Here is a 16466-nt window from a genome sequence, read left to right as displayed (position 1 = left end):
TAATTAAGGAGTTACTTACATTGGGTGATGCGCACGACGAGCTCAGCATCGTGTTCCAGGCGCTCGCCGACCCGACGCGACGCGAGATCCTCTCGCGCCTGCGCGAAGGGCCGACGACCGTCGGAGACCTGGCCGAGCCGTTCGCGATCAGCCGCCCTGCGATCTCGCAGCACCTCAAGGTGCTCGAACGGGCCGGGCTCATCGAGCGCACCACGAACGCCCAGTGGCGCACCTGCACCCTCCGCACCGAACCGCTCGACGAGGCATCCGCCTGGGTCGATCGACACCGCGGTGAATGGAACGAGCGCTTCGACCTGCTGAGCGAACGACTCCGAGCATTGAAAGGACAGACGGATGCCTGAGCAGACCGCCACCGGATCGAAGCAGTTCACCATCACCCGCGTCTTCGACGCACCGCGCGAGGTCGTCTGGAACGCATGGACCGACCCCGACGAGGCCGCCGCCTGGTGGCATCCTCGGGGTATCGAGACCCCCCGGGAGTCGGTCGAGATCGACGCTCGCCCCGGCGGCAACTACCGCTACACGATGATCGCGCCCGACGGCACGACCTATCCCACCGTCGGCGTGTACCGCGAGATCACGCCGCCCTCGCGCCTCGTCTTCACCTGGGGCTCCCCCGGCGACGCCGACGACGAACTGCCGGTCATCTCGATCGACCTCGCCGTGCATGGCGTCGATGGCGACCAGACCCTCATGACCTTCCACGTGCAGGGCATCGACGGCGCCCCGGGCGACTCGAACGTCTACGACGGCTGGGACTCCGCGTTCGACCTGCTCGTCGAACGCCTCGATTCCGGAGTCCGCTGATGGGCCGCCTCATCGTCGAACAGGTCGTCACGCTCGACGGCTATGCCGCAGACCCCGACGGCGGCATCGACTTCTTCGAGGCGCTCGTGCGCCCGGGCGCCGACGGCGAGGTCGACTTCAACGACGCCGAGCAGCTCGCCTATGTCGGTCAGGCCGATGCGATCCTCCTCGGCGCCACCACCTATCGCATGTTCGCCGACTACTGGCCGGGGGTCGACCCCGCGGTCGAGCAGGTCGCAGAGCTCATCGACCGGCTGCCCAAGTTCGCGGTCTCGAACACGCTGCCCAACGCCCCATGGGGTGACGGCGAGATCGAGGTCCTCCGCGGCGACGGCGTCGAGGCGGCCGCCGAGGTGAAGCAGCGGTTCGCCACGGTGCTCGTCTGGGGAAGCCTCACCCTCACCGACGCCCTGCTCGGCGCCGGACTCGTCGACGAACTCCACCTGCGCGTCGTGCCCGCGCTCTTGGGAGCCGGGCGCTCGTTCGCGCCGCCTCGCATCGCCGACCGCGCCCTCGAGTTCCGGCACGTCGAGGCACGGCCGGGCGGAGTCGTGAACCTGACCTACGCGCTGCGCTGAGCCGCGTCGGCGGAGGTGCCTTCGGCCGCTCCGCCGCCGGCATCGGGATCGGGAGCCGACGCCTCGTTGCCCTGGTACTCCGCCGAGAGCACGCGGTACGAGCGCGTCGTGAACGCGAGGAGCGCGAGCACGACCATCGCGAGCCCCGAGATGAGGAACACGAGGGCGATGCCCCTCGCCTCGCCCTCGCCGAGCAGCCAGCCCCACGCCTGCTGTCCGGCATCCGTGTTCATGTAGGGGATGATGACGAACTCGGCGATGGGCGCGATGAGGAACGCCGTGATCGGAGCGGCAGCCGACTCGATCGCCGCCGCGAACCCGAAGACGCGGCCCTGACGGCCGAACGGCACGACCTTCTGGATGACCGTCTGCTCGGCGGCCTCGACGGCGGGGATGATCGCCATGTACAACCAGATGCCGACGCCGTAGAGCACCCACCACTCGCGGATCGTGAAGAGCGCGCCGAGCACGCCCATGCCCACGACGAGCAGCAGCATCGTGCGGATCGGGTTCCTGCCCAGGCCGAACTTCGCGATCACCAGGCCGCCGATGACGAACCCGGTCGCCGAGACGCCGAGCACGATGCCCCAGGCCTCGACGGGGAAGAGCGTCAGGCCGTAGGGATCCATGAGCGCCATGTAGACGCCGCCGATGAGGTTGTTGAACGTCGAGAAGATGATCAGGGCGAACAGGCCGGGCGCGGCTCGCACGGCGGCGATGCTTCCCTTGAGGTCGATGGTCGAAGCCCGCTCGCCCTCGGCCGGCACGGGCCGCGCTTCGGGAACCCGCAGGAACATCAGGTGCACGAGCGCGACGAGCGTGAGCCCGATCGCGATGACCAGGGTCCAGCCCATGCCGAGCAGCCCGATCGCGAGCCCGCTGAACACGCTCGTGACGATGAAGGCGATGCCCTGCACGGTGCCGACGAGGCCGTTGGCGTTGGCGTGCCGCTCGACCGGAACGAGCAGGGTCACCGTGGTCGACAGGGCGATGTTGCGCATGTGCTCGACGACGGCGCCGAGCAGGATGATGCCCGAGAACGCCCAGAACCAGGGGCCGCCGAGGTCGACGAGCGACGACTCGGGCTGCAGCAGGTAGAGCACGCCGGCGATCACGAACGCCCCGAGCGTGACAAAGCTCGAGAAGACCATCACCTGCAGCTTGCGATGACGGTCGACGATCGAGCCGAACAGCATCGCGAAGAAGGCGATGAGCAGCATGTACGCGCCGCCGATGATGCCGGTCGCGAGCACCGAGCGGGTCTCGAGGTAGACCCAGAACGTGAGCGCGAACCAGAGGAAGCTCGTCGTGACGTTCGCGATCGCCGTGTTCACGAGCACCTGCATGAACGTGCGCATGCCGTTCGGCGGCGGCACCACGGCCCCGGGCGCCGCGGCACCCGCGCTCGCCTGCACGCCCGCCTCGCTCGCCCCCGACTCGCTCACCCAGTGAGGGTAACCAGCGCCGCCGACATCCGGAACCCCCTTGCACGCGAGCGCGCCGGCCGGTGTCCCGCCGGCCGGCGCTGCTCGTGCGACGTTCGATCGAGCGGTCAGTCCTCCCAGGCGAACGGTCCGCGCACGGCCTGCGCCGCGATCAGCTCGGCCCGGTGCTCCGGGTCGGCCGCGACCCTGACCGCGGCGAGCGCCAGCCCGATCGCGCCGTCGATGACCGCGACATCCGCCTCCGGCGTGCGCGCGAGCGCGGCGTACTCCGGACTGTGGCCGGGTGTGTTCGCGTCGATGCCCCTGATCGAGATCATCGGGTGGATCGCAGGCAGGTACTGCGAGACATCCGCCATGTCCGTCGATCCCTGCGGACCGTCGGGCAGGTCCTTCACCTCGTAGCCGAGCTCGCGCAGCACGTCGTCGAAGTGCTCGGCGAGGCGCTCGTCCTGCTTCAGCACGCCGTACGGCAGCTCGGGCAGCTCGATCTCCAGCGTGCAACCCGTGGCCTGCGCGGCGCCGGCGAGGCACTCGCGCACGCGTCGGCGCACGACCGCCCAGTCCTCGGCGTTCCCCGAGCGCATCTCGATCTCGAGCTCGGCGTGCGCGGGGATGATGTTCGCCGCCTCGCCGGCGTTGCGCACGAACGACGAGAGCACGGTGCCTCGCTTGAGCTGCTGGCGCAGCAGGCCCAGCGCGACCTGGGTGAGCGTCGCGGCGTCACCCGCGTTGACGCCTTCGTGGGGTCCGGCCGCGGCGTGGGCGGGCACGCCCGTGAAGCGCACGATGATGCGCTCGAGCGCCATCGTCGTCATGGGCGCCGTACGGTACTGGTCCGCACCGCCGCCGTGCACCATGAGCGAGAACGTGGTGTCGTTCCACGCCCCTTCGCGCAGCATCAGGATCTTTCCGCCGCCGAGCTCCTCAGCGGGCGACCCGAGCAGCTTCACGCGGATGCCGAGCTCGTCGGCGACGGCCCGCAAGCCGATCGCGGCGCCGACGCCCGCGGCGGCGATGAGGTTGTGCCCGCAGCCGTGGCCCACGCCCGGCAGCGCGTCGTACTCCGAGACCACGGCGACCGTGACGTCGCCGGTGCCGTAGACGCCCTCGACCGCGGTCGGCAGCCCGTAGGCCCCGCGCGTGACGTCGAAGCCGTTCGCCTCGAGGGCCACCGCGACGCGCTCGGCCGCGCGGTGCTCCTCGAAGGCGAGCTCGGGGTCCTCGCCGATGGCGTGGCTCAGGGCGACGAGTTCGTGGCGACGTGCCTCGACGGCTGCCGTGACGGATGCCTCGAGGCGGGCGCCGTCGGGATCGATCCCGCGGTCGCGGGCGGCTGCGGTCTCGGGTGCGGTGATGGTCATGAGGTTGCTCCGATCGTGAGTGCGTCGTCAGGGGAGTTCTGGTCGGTCGAAGAGGCGGATGCCTCGTCCGCCCGGGAGCGGCCGAGCGCGAGGGCGACGGCGGCGGCCACGACGTTGAGGCCGGCGAACACGCCCCAGATGAGCTGGAACGCCCCCAGTGCGGGCACCGGCGGCGCCGAGGCATCCGCCCCACCGCCCGAGAGCAGCACGGCCGCGAGGATGGAGGCGACGAAGGCCCCGGCCAGCGCGCCGCCGAGGGTGCGCGTGGTGTTGTAGACGCCGGAGACCGAGGCCGCCGACGTCTCCGGTGCGCGCTCGACGACGAGGCCCGGCAGGATGCCGAACGCGATGCCCGAGCCGAACGCCGAGAGGGCGCCGAGCCCGACCACGACCAGCAGCTCGCGCGGAGCGAACACCATGCCGCCGACGCCGACCGCGATGCAGAGGCATCCGACGGCCACGGCGAACCGCGAGCCGATGCCCTTGGCGACGCGGTACGAGAGGAACGCACCCGCGCTCGAGAACAGCGCGGTCACGCCGAACACGATGCCGACGAGGCCCGCCGATCCGGCGAGGCCGTAGCCGACGGCGCCCGGGTCGGCCGTGAAGTAGAGCACCGTCGGGGTCTGGTTGCCGAACAGCGCCATCGACGCGAGGAACCCGACCACGAGCGCGGGCAGCAGGCGAGCGCCCTTGAGCGCCTTCACGTCGACGAGCGGCGTCGACACGCGCGACTCGGCGATGAAGAACCCGACGAGCGCGATCCCGCCGATGACGAGGGGGAGGAGCACCGTGAGCGAGCCCCAGCCCGAGACGGGCCCCTCGGAGAGGCCGTACATGACGCCGACGAGCGCGATGCCGAGCGTGGTCGCCCCGAGCCAGTCGACCGAACGCGTCGCGTCGCCGGAGTCGCGCGGCACGAGCCGCCACACGATCGGGATGAAGAGCACGAGCACGGCCGCCGGCAGGAACTGCACGACGGGCAGGTTGCCGATCGCGTCCATCGCGACGCCGCCGAGCACGGCGCCGAGCGCGACGCCGATGGTGAGCATGCCGACGAGGTAGCCGATGATGCGGTTCGCCCGCTCCGGTCGGAAGTGCTTGAGCAGCGCCATCTCGAGCGGCAGGCACGCGGCCACCGGGCCCTGGATGACGGCGCCGAGGAGCACGAGCGGGAAGGCCGGGGCGAGGGCGATGAGCACGGACCCGACGGCAGAGAGCACGACGGCGATGACGAGCAGCTTCTGCCGACCGAACCGGTCTGCCAGCACGACCATGAGCGGCACCGAGACGGCGGAGGAGAGCAGGCCGACGGTGAGCACCCAGCTCACGGCGCCGCCGGACACCCGGTAGTGCTCGGCGACGCTGCCGAGCAGCGGCACGATCCACCCTTGGATGAGGCCGCTGAAGAGTTCGAGGGTGATGAGCACGGGAACGAGGAAGCGGCCGACCCGGAGGTCGGCGGCTGCAAGGGGTTGAACGGTCACGACGGGTCCACTTCGATCGACGGTGATGGGGTGTTGCAAGATTCTGCGCGCCTGCCGCATTGTGCGGTTAGGATGCAGGAAACTCGTGACTTCGGCGGTGATGATGCGCGTTTCCGGTCTGGACGACCTCGATCTGCAGATTCTCCACGCCCTGCAGGTCGAACCCCGGGTTCCCTGGACGACGCTCGCCCCGATCCTCGGCAGCGATCCGGCGACGCTCGCACGACGCTGGGCGCGCATCGAGCAGGCGGGATTCGCATGGCTCACGACCCTGCCGGGCCGTGCCGACGAGTCCGCCTCGGCGATCATCGAGTTCAGCTGCGCACCGGGCCAGGCGACGAGGACCGCCGAGGAGCTCGCGCTCGATCCCGCCGTCTACTCCATCGACCTCACGAGCGGTCGGCGCGACCTGATCGCCACGCTCGTCGCCGCGAACGACGCCGAGCTCGCCGAGGCCGTCATCGAGCGGTTCGGCCGCCTGCCCGGGGTGCGCTCGGTGCAGTCGCACATCGTCAACCTCACCCTGCGACTCGGGTCGAGCTGGACCGTGCGCGCCCTCTCCGACGGGCAGGTCGCGCGCATCCCCGCTCCTCGCCCGCCCCGGGCCAGCTCGGCCAAGCACGTCGACGCGGCCATCGTCGAAGGCATGCGGCGCGTGCTCGAACGCGACGGGCGCGCCTCGTACGGCATGATCGCCGAGCGGCTCGGCATCAGTCCGCAGCGGGCCGGCGACTACCTCGCGAGGCTGCGGCAGACCGAGCGCCTGCTCATCCGCGCCGACGTCTCCGGGCCGTACTCGACCTGGCCGATCGTGTCGTGGTTCTTCGTGCAGGTGCCCACCGCGACCATCGAATCGAGCGCCGCCATGCTCGCCCAGATGCCCGAGGTCCAGTTCGCCACGGTCGTGACCGGCCCGTACAACCTCATCCTCGCGGTGAGCTCGAAGTCGCGCACCGAGGTCGTGCAGCGCGAGGCCGAGCTCGAGCGCCGCCTGCCGGGCGCGCGCATCGTCGACCGCTCCATGGTGCTCCGCGTGCACAAGCACCTCGGGCGCCTGATCTCCCCCGACGGGTTCGCCACGGGCGAGAGCATCCCGCTCGGCTGAGACGCGACGTCCGACCGCTCCCCCTTGCGGCGGATCGCCCGCCTCGTGCCCGGCCCGCGCCAACCGACGGACCGTCGGCACACCCGCCGCAAGGGGGATGCCGCGACCCCGCGGCGTCCGTACCGTGAAGGCATGCTCGAACTCCACGACGTCACCAAGCGCTACGGCGAGCGCCTCGCCCTCGACCACGTGAGCTTCTCGGTCGGCGACGGCCGGCTCACCGGATTCGTCGGCGGCAACGGCGCCGGCAAGACCACGACCATGCGCATCATCCTCGGCGTGCTCGCCTCCGACGGCGGAACCGTGCTGCTCGACGGCGCCCCCGTCGGCGCGGTCGACCGCCGCCGCTTCGGGTACATGCCCGAGGAGCGGGGGCTGTATCCGAAGATGAAGGTGCTCGAGCAGACCGTCTACCTCGCGCGGCTGCACGGCTGGGCTCCTGCCGCCGCCAGGGCCAATGCGCTCGAGCTGCTCGAGCGACTCGGCCTCGGCGAGCGCGCGAACGACACCATCGAGTCGCTCTCGCTCGGCAACCAGCAGCGCGCGCAGATCGCGGCGTCGCTCGTGCACCGCCCCGAGATGCTCGTGCTCGACGAGCCGTTCTCGGGCCTCGACCCGATGGCCGTCGAGACCGTGCAGGCCGTGCTCGCGGATGTCGCGGCCACCGGCGTTCCCGTGCTGTTCTCGTCGCACCAGCTCGACATCGTCGAGCGCCTCTGCGACGACCTCGTCATCATCGCGGGCGGCCGCATCGCGGCATCCGGAACCGGCGAGGCCCTGCGCGCCCAGCACGGCACCGAGCGCTGGGAGCTGCTCGTCGCAGGCGACGCCGGGTGGCTGAGGCAGCAGGCGGGCATCGACGTCATCGAGTTCGACGGCGGCTGGGCCGTGTTCGAGGCCGAGTCGGATGCCGCGCGCGAGGCCGCCCTCGCCGAGGCCGTCGGCCGCGGCGGTCTCGTCAGCTTCACCCGCGAGCGCACGTCGCTCGCCCAGATCTTCAAGGAGGTCGTGCGATGAGCACCACCCTCGATCGTCCGGCCACTCCCCGCTTCGTCGACAGCGTGAGCCTCATCGCGGGCCGCGAGATCTCGATGCGCCTGCGCAGCAAGACGTTCCTCATCTCGACGGGCGTGCTCATGCTCGCCGTGCTCGCCTCGGTCGTGCTCGGCAGCCTGTTCGGCGGGCAGAACGAGGCGACGAAGGTCGCCGTCGTCGCGGGCGCCTCGTCCGCGGTCGAGGGCAATGCCGCGCTCGACCCCGTGCCGGTCGACGACCAGGCCGCCGGCGAGCAGCTGCTGCGCGACGGCGAGGTCGACGCGATCGTCGTGCCCTCGGCCTCCGACCCGCTGGGCATCACCGTGATCGGGCTCGACCAGGCCCCGACCGGTGTCGCCTCGGCGCTCGCGATCTCCCCGAGCGTCGAGCTGCTCGAGCCGGCCGCGGTCGACCCGATGCTCGCGTACTTCGTCGCCTTCGGCTTCGGCATCGTGTTCTTCATGTCGGCGATCACGTTCGGCTCGACCATCGCGCAGTCCGTCGTCGAGGAGAAGCAGACCCGCGTGGTCGAGATCCTGCTCTCGACCGTCTCGGCACGCGCACTGCTGACGGGCAAGGTCATCGGCAACAGCGTGCTGGCGTTCGGGCAGATCATCGCGATCGCGGTGATCGCGATGCTGGGGCTCATGCTCACCGGGCAGAAGGTGCTGCTCGGCGGGCTCGGCGCCTCGGTCGCCTGGTTCATCGTCTTCTTCGCGATCGGCTTCGTGATGCTCGCCGCCCTGTTCGCGGCGACCGCGGCCATGGTCTCGCGCGCCGAGGACATCGGCTCGGTCACCACGCCCGTGACGATGCTCGTGATGCTGCCCTACTTCCTCATCATCGTGTTCAGGGACGACCCGACGGTGCTCTCGATCATGAGCTACGTGCCGTTCTCGGCGCCCGTCGGCATGCCGATGCGCGTGTTCCTCGGCTCCGCCGAGTGGTGGGAGCCGTTCGTCTCGCTCGCGATCCTGCTCGCGACGACGGTCGCCGCGGTGCTCATCGGCGAGCGCATCTACCGCAACTCGCTGCTGAAGACCGGCGCCCGCGTGAAGCTCGGCGACGCCCTGCGCGGCTGAGTCGAGACACGGCTTCGCCGTCAGGCGAGCGGATGCCCCGGGGCCGGCGCCCCGGGGCATCCGTGCGTTCAGCACCCGCAGGCCACCGACGGTCGAGCAGGCACCCCGGCGCCGCATCGAGACCCGCCGCAGCATCCGACGTGTATCGACAAGATCCGCGAACTCTGCGGAGTTGTTCACCTTGCTCCTCACGCGAACTCGGCGAGTTCGGGTCGGGCCGCATGAACCCGGGGCGAACATGTCTCGACAACTCCCGATACGCGCCCATCCGAGGCTTCGATCTCCGAAGACTGGATCGCGGCGGCATCCGTCGCCGCGAATCCCAGCCATCATCGGAAGGTCCATCGCCATGCCCTCGCCGAACCGCGCACTCCGCGCCGTCTCGACCTCGTTCCTCGCCGCCGCGCTCGTCGCGACGCCGCTCTGCGCACAGGCCGCGCAGGCCGCTCCGGCCGCCATGCCCGCTCCGGCCGCCGCGCCCGACACGGGCCGCTCGGCCAAGACCCTGGTCGTCGGCATCGACGGAGCGAGCTTCGACTTCCTCGAGGCGGCCGAGATGCCGAACCTCGACGGCCTGCGAGCGGGCGGGCTCACGTCCGCGAGCAACCTCTACGCCCAGCCCATGGCCGGCACGGTGTCGGGCGCCGGCTGGTCGACCATCGCGACGGGCGTCTGGCCCGACAAGCACAACGTGGTCGACAACTCGTTCAGCAACCCGAAGTACGGCGAGTACCCCGACTACCTCTCGCGTATCGAGGCAGCGACTCCGCAACGCGACACCCTCGTCGTCGGGACCTGGACGCCGATCCCGCAGATGGTCTTCGGCTCGAAGGTCGATACCCGCATCGCCGGCGGCAGCGATGTCGGCACGACCGCGAAGGCCGTCGAGGCCCTGAGCGCGGGCGACCCCGACGACGTGTTCGTGCACCTCGACGACGTCGACGGCGCGGGCCACTCGGTGGGCACGAACGGCGCCGCCTACGCGGCAGCGCTGAAAAAGGTCGACGGCCAGCTCGGCCAGATCCTCGCAGCCGTCGAGTCCCGGCCCACGCGGTCGACCGAGGACTGGACGATCATCGTCACGGCCGACCACGGCCACACCCCGACCGGCGGCCACGGCGGCAGCACGCCCGCCGAGCGCAAGACGTTCGTGGTCGCCACGGGCCCCGGCATCGCGGCCGGGTCCGTTCGCAACGACGTGAAGATCGTCGACATCGCGCCGACCGTGCTCGCCGCCGACGGCATCGCGGCCGACCCCGCGTGGAAGCTCGACGGTACCGCGATCGGCGACCTCAAGGCCGACGACTTCGACGCCCTCCGTCCGGTGCTGCAGGGCAAGGTCGACGAGACCCGCCCGGCGAACGGCGTGCTCGGATGGACGCACACGACCCCCGAAGGCTGGAGCATCGACAACTCGAGGATGCCCGCCGGCGGGGTCGCCGAGTGGGCGGGCTGGTCGTTCGCGACCGACGACTTCTGGACGAACGTCGAGCTCGGCCAGCGCCGGGAGACGAGCGTGCGCAGCCGCGACGTCTTCGCCGTGGCCGACTCCGACGAGTGGGACGACAAGTCGCACGCGGCTGGCCAGTTCGATTCGACGCTCGTGAGCCCCGCGTACCCGCTCACCGGCGCAGCGACCGCCACCCTCGCCTACGCCACGAACTACTTCATCGACGGTCCGCAGTCGGCCGAGGTGCTCGTGAGCTACGACGGCGGCGCGCCGCAGTCGCTCAAGGCCTACGCGGCGAACACGAACGCGAATGAGCGCCTGGCGTTCGACGTGCCTGCGGGCGCGAGGACCGCGCAGTTCCGCTTCCACTACACGGGCACGAACAGCGCGTTCTGGACCGTCGACCGCGTCGCCCTCGAGCAGGATGCCGCGCCCGAGCTCCCCGACACGACCAAGCCCGTCGCCACGCTCGCCGCACCGACGGCCGCCGGGCCGTTCCGCGCACTCGACGTGCAGGTCGACGCGACGGACGACCGCGGCCTCAAGCGCATCGTCGCGAACGTCTACCGCGACGGCACGCTCGTCAAGAGCACGCAGAGCGCGATGAACGGCGCGACCGCCGGCACCCACCGCGCGACCGTGTCCCTGCCCGACGGTGCCTACACCGTGAAGTTCAACGCCGAGGACCTTGCGGGCAACATCGCCAGGACGGGGACCTTCGCCTTCACGATCGACGCCACCGCGCCGACCGCGACCGTCAAGACCGGCGCCGGCGAGACGATCGGCGCCGACGGCGTCTACGACCGCGTGAGCTTCAAGCTGTACGACGCGGGCAAGATCGACAAGGTCGTGCTCAACGGCGTCGTGAAGGACCTGACGAACAACGCCTGGTCCGACCTCAACGGGGTCAAGCCAGGCGTGCTCGGCGCGGTCCGCGGCGCCAACACGCTCGTCGTCCATGACGTGGCCGGCAACACCTCGACCGTCGCGTTCACCCTGAACTGATCCGTCGGTCTCGTCCCGATCGGGCGAGCGGATGCCGCGGGCGCGATGCCCGCGGCATCCGTACCCCCGTGCGGGTCGGCGCACCCCAGCACCCCGCGCGATGCCACCGGATCGCAGGTGGCCGCAGAGTTCGGTCAGTCTCGAGTGGCAGGATGGTCCGGTGAGTCTCGAGAACACCCCCATCCACGACGTGACCGTGCGCGGCTTCGCCTCCGACAACTACTCGGGCGTGCACCCCGAGGTCCTGGCCGCGATCGCTGCAGCGAACGGCGGTCATCAGGTCGCCTACGGCGAAGACGCCTACACCGAGCGCCTGCAGCAGGTCTTCGCCCACCACTTCGGCGAGGGCGTCGAGGCCTTCCCGGTCTTCAACGGAACGGGCGCGAACGTCACGGGCCTGCAGTCGATGCTTCCTCGCTGGGGTGCCGTGATCTCGGCGAAGACCGCGCACATCAACTCCGACGAAGGCGGTGCGCCCGAGCGCGTCGGCGGCATGAAGCTGCTCACCGTGGTCGCGCCCGACGGCAAGCTCACGCCCGAGCTCATCGACGAAGAGGCATGGGGCTGGGGCGACGAGCACCGCGCACAGCCGCTCGTCGTGTCGATCACGCAGACCTCCGAGCTCGGCACGCTCTACACGCCCGACGAGGTGCGCGCGATCGCCGATCACGCCCACGAGCACGGCATGCTCCTGCACATGGACGGCGCCCGCCTCTCGAACGCAGCCGCCTCGCTCGGCCTGCCGCTGCGCGCGTTCACGCGCGACGCCGGCGTCGACGTGCTGAGCTTCGGCGGCACCAAGAACGGTGCGCTCGGGGCCGAGGCGATCGTGGTGCTGAACCCCGCCGCATCCGAGGGCCTGAAGTACCTGCGCAAGCTCAACATGCAGCTCGCCTCGAAGATGCGCTTCGTGTCGGCGCAGCTCATCGCGCTGCTCGAGGGCGACCTGTGGCTCGAGAGCGCCTCGCACGCGAACGCCATGGCCCGCCGCCTGCGCGAAGCACTCGACGCGGGCATCGCCGCGGGCGAACTGCCGGGCCTCGGCTTCAGCCAGCCCACGCAGTCCAACGGCGTGTTCGCGGTGCTGCCCCTCGGCGTCGCCGACCGCCTGCGCGACCGCGGCTTCAAGTTCTACGACTGGGATGCCGCCAAGGGCGAGGTCCGCTGGATGTGCTCGTTCGACACGAGCGAGGCCGACATCGACGCGTTCGTCGCGGGCATCCGCGAGGAGCTCGCGGCCGCGTAGCGCCGCACCTCGCTCCATCCACGAACGGCCCGGTCGGATCCCGACCGGGCCGTTCGCGTTTGGCCCGGCGCCGCGCCGCGCGCGCCGGTTTCCGGTCAGCCTCGCGCTGCGTCGCGCCGGAGGCCCTCGAGCACCCCGACGAGCTCGTCGACGCGCGGCTCGGTGAGCACGTCATCGCCCTCGCGCAGGCTGAGCAGGGCGTTGTGGTTCATGCCGTCGCCGACGAAGAGCACCATGCGCGCGAGGCTCTCATCGCCCGTCGCCGCGACGAGGGCGTCGAGCCAGTCGTCACGGCATTCCCGAAGCACGGCGAGGGCCGTCTCATCGCCCGTCTGCGCGATGCGGTACCCCGCGTCGATCACGCGCTCGAGCTCGCTGTCGCGATCGAGCGAGGACACGAGGTAGTAGCGCACCGCCTTCTCGGGTTCCGCACGCAGCTCGTCGGCGTCGCGTCGCGCCTGGGCGCGCAGCTCGACGAACAACGCGGCACGCAGCGCCCCGACCGACGAGTAGTGGTGCAGCGCACCCGACTTCGAGAGGCCGGCCCGGCTCGCAACGGCCTCGAGCGTCGCACCGCGGATGCCCCGCTCGACGAGCAGGTCCGTGTACGCGGTGAGGACTCTGGCGGCCTGGCCGTCGACGGTGATCATCTGGCCATCGTACGAGTCGGACTCCGATCGCGATCGGAGTTCACGACCGCGACCCGGCTGCATCGGCTCCGCATCAGGCTTCGTCGGTACGATGCTCACGTCCTCCGGGAATGTCTCACAGGTTCATGCGTTGCAATGGAATGGGTCGATGGCGCCCCGGCACATGTTCCCCCACTCTGAAAGCTGGTTCGCCATGACCCTCGTCACCGATCTCACCTCGCGTCGCGCCGCCACCGAGGCGCCGCTCATCGACCCGCTCGCCGACCGTTGGAGCCCCCGCGCGTTCGACCCGGCGGCCGTCGTCGACACCGAGACCCTGCGCACGATCTTCGAGGCGGCCCGGTGGGCGCCTTCGGCCAACAACACGCAGCCGTGGCGCTTCATCGTCGCTCGACGCGGCACCGAGGCCTTCACGACCATCCACAACGCGCTCGCGGGCTTCAACCAGGCCTGGGCCGACTCGGCCGCCGTGCTCATCGTGAACGTCGCCGAGACCTCCGACGCCGAGGGCCGTCCGCGCCCGTGGGCGCGGTACGACCTCGGCCAGGCGGTGGCGCACATGACCGTGCAGGCGCAGCACGAGGGTCTGCACACCCACCAGATGGGCGGCTTCGACGCGGCAGCCATCCATGACGCGTTCGGCCTCCCCGAGAACCAGGAGGTCGTCTCGATCACCACCGTCGGCGCCCTCGGTAACATCGACGCGCTGCCCGACGTGCTCCGCGAGCGCGAGGTCGCACCGCGCGAGCGCAAGGCGCTCGACGAGTTCGTCATCGTCGGCGCCTAGCAGCAGACCGAGAGGGGCGGATGCCGCGGCGTGATGCCGAGGCATCCGCCCCTCCGCCGTGTCGGCCGCACGGATCGCCTCCCTCGAGGGCGCGCAGCCGGTGCGCGCTAGGCCCGGACGAGATCGACCGGAGTCGTCGGAGGCTCCTCGCGTGACCGTACCTCGGAGACGCTCGGCGTCGCACCCGCCGCCACCGTCTCCGTCGGGGCGGGAGTCGCAGCCAATGCGCGCTTGATCCGCCAGGCCGCGAAGACGGCGACCACGCTCACGGCCAGGTGCATGCCGAGGAACGCATCGGTGAGTCCCGCGCCGAGCAGCACACCTGCGACGAGCGGGCCTGCGGCCGAGAACGCGGTCTGCAGCGCCGCGATCGTGCCGAGCGTCTGGCCCACCATGCCCTTCGGCGCCAGCTGCGCCGTGAGCGGGTTCAGTACGGGGCTGTAGATCGTCTCGCCCACAGCGAAGATGCCGTAGGTCATGACGAACATCGCCGTCGCGACGCCGGGGGCGAACTGCGCCGCAGAGAGGATCAGCCACGAGACCACCCAGACGCTGCCGACCACCATGAGCAGGGCTGGCGCGCCCCGCTTCGCCGTGAGCTTCACGACGATGACCTGCAACGCCACGATGACGAGGCAGTTGACGGCCGCAGCCATGCCGATCGCCGAGGGGTCGATGTCGAGCACCGTGAGGCCGTAGGCCGGCAGGCCGGATTCGAACTGGGCGTAGAACCCCAGTGCGAGCGCGATGGTGACGACCGCGGTCCAGCGCATCGCCGGCTGGGCGAAGATCAGCCTCAGCGCGCCGCGCGAACGTGCGGCGCCGTCGGCGTGGCCGTCGCCGTCGAGGTCGACCACGGCGATGGCACCCGTCGCCGCGTCGACGACGCCGAGCGCTCCCGTCGCGGGGGACTCGACGACGCCGCGAACGCCGGCCGGCGACTTGAACGCGGGCGCGCCCGCTCGAGACATCCGCCCGGCGAGGGCGATGATCGCCGACGACAGCACGAAACCGCCGGCCGCCATCAGGAAACCGATGTCGAGTCCGTCGGCGCGGTTCAGATCGACGACGAGCCCCGCGAGGAACGCGCCGGCCGCCATGCCGAGCGACTCGGCGGTGAACTTGTAGGCGAAGATCTTGCGGCGATCCGCGCTCGACGACCAGTTCAGCGCGAGCACCTGCTTGGCCGGCACGGCGGCCGACAGGCCGAGTCCGAACACGAGCATGCCAGCGAGGAAGAGCGCCGGAACGTCGGCGAACACGAGCGACGCGACGCCCGCCGCGCCGAGCACCTGGGCGATGACGGCGACGCGGACGGGGTCGAAGCGGTCGGCCAGTCGGCCGGCGAGAGGCGCCGCGACGAGCGCCCCCACCGAGAAGAGCGACGAGGCACCGGCCGCGATCAGCGCGCCCCACTCCCGAGTGTCGGCCGCGTAGGCGTACTGGTAGGGCAGCACGGCTCCCCAGCCGAGCGAGCCGATGGCGCTGGCGAGCACGAGCAGTTTCGCGCGCATGAAGGCGCCCCCTCCCGAGGTCGTCGAGGAGCGACGGATGTCCCGCGCCGCCCTCGGCCCGTCACCCGCGCTCTTCGATTCCGAAGTTTTCGATATCGAAATATTAGCAACCGAAAGAAGCATGGGAGAATTCCCGTATGGCCAGACGAACTCCGAGCGCCCAGGAACTCCATCGGCGCGCCGTCGCGACGTACGTCAAGGCCGGCGGCGAGGAGTCGGTGCAGCGGGTCATCACCGCGGTGCAGGGCCTCACCAAGAAGCTCGACCAGTGGTACGCCCGCCAGCTCGTGGACCTCGAGGTCACCGCGGGCGAGTGGGCCGTCGTGACCTCGCTCGCCAAGGCCGGGGAGGCCCTGACGCCGAGCCAGCTCGCCGAGCTCACGAACGTCGCCCCCTCCTCGATGACGCACCGCCTCGACAAGCTCGTGGAGCGCGGCCTCGTCGAGCGCACGCCCGACGCCGAGAACCGCACCCGCATCTTCGTGAACCTCACGGATGCCGGCTGGCAGCTGTTCAGCGTCGCGATCCGCGGATCCGACGTCGTCGAGTCCGACGTGCTGCAGGACCTGAGCGACGCCGAACGCGGCGAGCTCGCGCGGCTGCTCGAGGTCGTCATCGCACGTCTCGACGACGTCGACGCCTAGCGATCGGTCCGGCGAACGCAGAAAGGCCGCCCCTCGGGGCGGCCTTCGTTTGTCGCGCATGCGGTGGCGATGGGCCGTGCGTGCCCGTCGTCGTTCTCCGTACTCGCGTGGTGTGTTAAATGCAGGAAGGCCACCCCTGTGGGGTGGCCTTCCTGGTAATGGTTGTCCGGCGGTGTCCTACTCTCCCACAGGGTCCCCCCTGCAGTACCATCGGCGCTGCGAGTCTTAGCTTCCGGGTTCGGAATGTGT

Annotated in this window: 15 protein-coding genes and 1 rRNA gene; 10 read left to right on the top strand and 6 right to left on the bottom strand. The window is 70.8% G+C overall.

Annotation, left to right across the window (positions count from 1 at the left end):
* The first annotated feature begins 20 nt into the window (after positions 1 to 20).
* Genes BM342_RS18135 through BM342_RS18125 form a run of 3 tightly spaced genes read left to right on the top strand, consistent with a single transcriptional unit; the run spans position 21 to position 1406 of the window.
* A complete protein-coding gene (locus BM342_RS18135) occupies positions 21 to 362 on the top strand; it encodes an ArsR/SmtB family transcription factor (RefSeq protein WP_092968908.1) in 342 nt (113 codons plus the stop codon).
* Entirely contained in the window at positions 355 to 828 is a 474-nt protein-coding gene (locus BM342_RS18130; RefSeq protein WP_092968906.1) for an SRPBCC family protein, read from the top strand. The genes BM342_RS18135 and BM342_RS18130 overlap by 8 nt, the downstream gene beginning before the upstream one ends.
* On the top strand, positions 828 to 1406 hold the full coding sequence (locus tag BM342_RS18125; RefSeq protein ID WP_092968904.1) for a dihydrofolate reductase family protein: 579 nt from the start codon (positions 828 to 830) through the stop codon (positions 1404 to 1406). The genes BM342_RS18130 and BM342_RS18125 overlap by 1 nt, the downstream gene beginning before the upstream one ends.
* On the opposite strand, the gene BM342_RS18120 is transcribed toward BM342_RS18125, so the two are convergent.
* The 3 genes from BM342_RS18120 to BM342_RS18110 all read right to left on the bottom strand — a co-directional run bounded on the left by BM342_RS18120 (position 1391) and on the right by BM342_RS18110 (position 5699).
* Positions 1391 to 2764, bottom strand: a complete 1374-nt coding sequence (locus BM342_RS18120; protein WP_092968902.1) for an MFS transporter — start codon at positions 2762 to 2764, stop codon at positions 1391 to 1393. The genes BM342_RS18125 and BM342_RS18120 overlap by 16 nt on opposite strands.
* Before the next feature lie 194 nt (positions 2765 to 2958).
* Entirely contained in the window at positions 2959 to 4212 is a 1254-nt protein-coding gene (locus BM342_RS18115) for an amidohydrolase (protein ID WP_092968900.1), read from the bottom strand.
* Positions 4209 to 5699 (bottom strand): MFS transporter, encoded by a 1491-nt coding sequence (locus BM342_RS18110; protein WP_177232261.1) that lies wholly within the window; start codon positions 5697 to 5699, stop codon positions 4209 to 4211. The genes BM342_RS18115 and BM342_RS18110 overlap by 4 nt, the downstream gene beginning before the upstream one ends.
* 85 nt (positions 5700 to 5784) lie before the next feature.
* Between BM342_RS18110 and BM342_RS19705 the strand changes: the two genes are divergently transcribed.
* The 5 genes from BM342_RS19705 (at position 5785) to BM342_RS18075 (ending at position 12622) form a co-directional block, all read left to right on the top strand.
* The gene (locus BM342_RS19705) at positions 5785 to 6804 is read left to right on the top strand and encodes an Lrp/AsnC family transcriptional regulator (RefSeq protein WP_177232260.1); all 1020 of its coding nucleotides are present in this window, start codon (positions 5785 to 5787) and stop codon (positions 6802 to 6804) included.
* Between the two features lie 132 nt (positions 6805 to 6936).
* Positions 6937 to 7821, top strand: a complete 885-nt coding sequence (locus BM342_RS18090) for an ABC transporter ATP-binding protein (protein WP_092968892.1) — start codon at positions 6937 to 6939, stop codon at positions 7819 to 7821.
* On the top strand, positions 7818 to 8921 hold the full coding sequence (locus BM342_RS18085) for an ABC transporter permease (protein WP_092968890.1): 1104 nt from the start codon (positions 7818 to 7820) through the stop codon (positions 8919 to 8921). The genes BM342_RS18090 and BM342_RS18085 overlap by 4 nt, the downstream gene beginning before the upstream one ends.
* A 349-nt stretch (positions 8922 to 9270) precedes the next feature.
* A complete protein-coding gene (locus BM342_RS18080) occupies positions 9271 to 11376 on the top strand; it encodes an alkaline phosphatase family protein (protein WP_255368936.1) in 2106 nt (701 codons plus the stop codon).
* Between the two features lie 160 nt (positions 11377 to 11536).
* Positions 11537 to 12622 (top strand): threonine aldolase family protein, encoded by a 1086-nt coding sequence (locus BM342_RS18075; RefSeq protein WP_255368935.1) that lies wholly within the window; start codon positions 11537 to 11539, stop codon positions 12620 to 12622.
* Positions 12623 to 12717: 95 nt separating this feature from the next.
* On the opposite strand, the gene BM342_RS18070 is transcribed toward BM342_RS18075, so the two are convergent.
* The gene (locus BM342_RS18070) at positions 12718 to 13272 is read right to left on the bottom strand and encodes a TetR/AcrR family transcriptional regulator (protein WP_177232259.1); all 555 of its coding nucleotides are present in this window, start codon (positions 13270 to 13272) and stop codon (positions 12718 to 12720) included.
* A gap of 193 nt (positions 13273 to 13465) precedes the next feature.
* Between BM342_RS18070 and BM342_RS18065 the strand changes: the two genes are divergently transcribed.
* Complete coding sequence (locus BM342_RS18065; protein ID WP_092968884.1) at positions 13466 to 14059, top strand: nitroreductase family protein; 594 nt, start codon at positions 13466 to 13468, stop codon at positions 14057 to 14059.
* Positions 14060 to 14166: 107 nt separating this feature from the next.
* On the opposite strand, the gene BM342_RS18060 is transcribed toward BM342_RS18065, so the two are convergent.
* Positions 14167 to 15573, bottom strand: a complete 1407-nt coding sequence (locus BM342_RS18060) for an MFS transporter (protein ID WP_092968883.1) — start codon at positions 15571 to 15573, stop codon at positions 14167 to 14169.
* Between the two features lie 137 nt (positions 15574 to 15710).
* Here BM342_RS18060 and BM342_RS18055 point away from each other — a divergent pair, with 137 nt between their 5' ends.
* Positions 15711 to 16217, top strand: coding sequence for a MarR family winged helix-turn-helix transcriptional regulator (locus BM342_RS18055; RefSeq protein WP_092968882.1), 507 nt, complete (start codon positions 15711 to 15713; stop codon positions 16215 to 16217).
* Between the two features lie 164 nt (positions 16218 to 16381).
* On the opposite strand, the gene rrf is transcribed toward BM342_RS18055, so the two are convergent.
* A 5S ribosomal RNA gene (gene rrf / locus BM342_RS18050) occupies positions 16382 to 16466 on the bottom strand; the annotation flags it as partial.

This window comes from Agromyces sp. CF514 (genome assembly GCF_900113185.1).
Lineage (GTDB): Bacteria > Actinomycetota > Actinomycetes > Actinomycetales > Microbacteriaceae > Agromyces.
This window is presented reverse-complemented; position numbering and strand designations above follow the sequence as displayed.

What these genes read in the sequence shown, in the direction of transcription:
- BM342_RS18130 (WP_092968906.1), top strand. Translation starts at nt 355, where the DNA reads ATGCCTGAGCAGACCGCCACCGGATCGAAGCAGTTCACCATCACCCGC.
- BM342_RS18125 (WP_092968904.1), top strand. Translation starts at nt 828, where the DNA reads ATGGGCCGCCTCATCGTCGAACAGGTCGTCACGCTCGACGGCTATGCC.
- BM342_RS18120 (WP_092968902.1), bottom strand. Translation starts at nt 2,764, where the DNA reads ATGCGCACGTTCATGCAGGTGCTCGTGAACACGGCGATCGCGAACGTC.
- BM342_RS18115 (WP_092968900.1), bottom strand. Translation starts at nt 4,212, where the DNA reads ATGACCATCACCGCACCCGAGACCGCAGCCGCCCGCGACCGCGGGATC.
- BM342_RS18090 (WP_092968892.1), top strand. Translation starts at nt 6,937, where the DNA reads ATGCTCGAACTCCACGACGTCACCAAGCGCTACGGCGAGCGCCTCGCC.
- BM342_RS18085 (WP_092968890.1), top strand. Translation starts at nt 7,818, where the DNA reads ATGAGCACCACCCTCGATCGTCCGGCCACTCCCCGCTTCGTCGACAGC.
- BM342_RS18080 (WP_255368936.1), top strand. Translation starts at nt 9,271, where the DNA reads ATGCCCTCGCCGAACCGCGCACTCCGCGCCGTCTCGACCTCGTTCCTC.
- BM342_RS18070 (WP_177232259.1), bottom strand. Translation starts at nt 13,272, where the DNA reads ATGATCACCGTCGACGGCCAGGCCGCCAGAGTCCTCACCGCGTACACG.
- BM342_RS18065 (WP_092968884.1), top strand. Translation starts at nt 13,466, where the DNA reads ATGACCCTCGTCACCGATCTCACCTCGCGTCGCGCCGCCACCGAGGCG.
- BM342_RS18060 (WP_092968883.1), bottom strand. Translation starts at nt 15,573, where the DNA reads ATGCGCGCGAAACTGCTCGTGCTCGCCAGCGCCATCGGCTCGCTCGGC.
- BM342_RS18055 (WP_092968882.1), top strand. Translation starts at nt 15,711, where the DNA reads ATGGCCAGACGAACTCCGAGCGCCCAGGAACTCCATCGGCGCGCCGTC.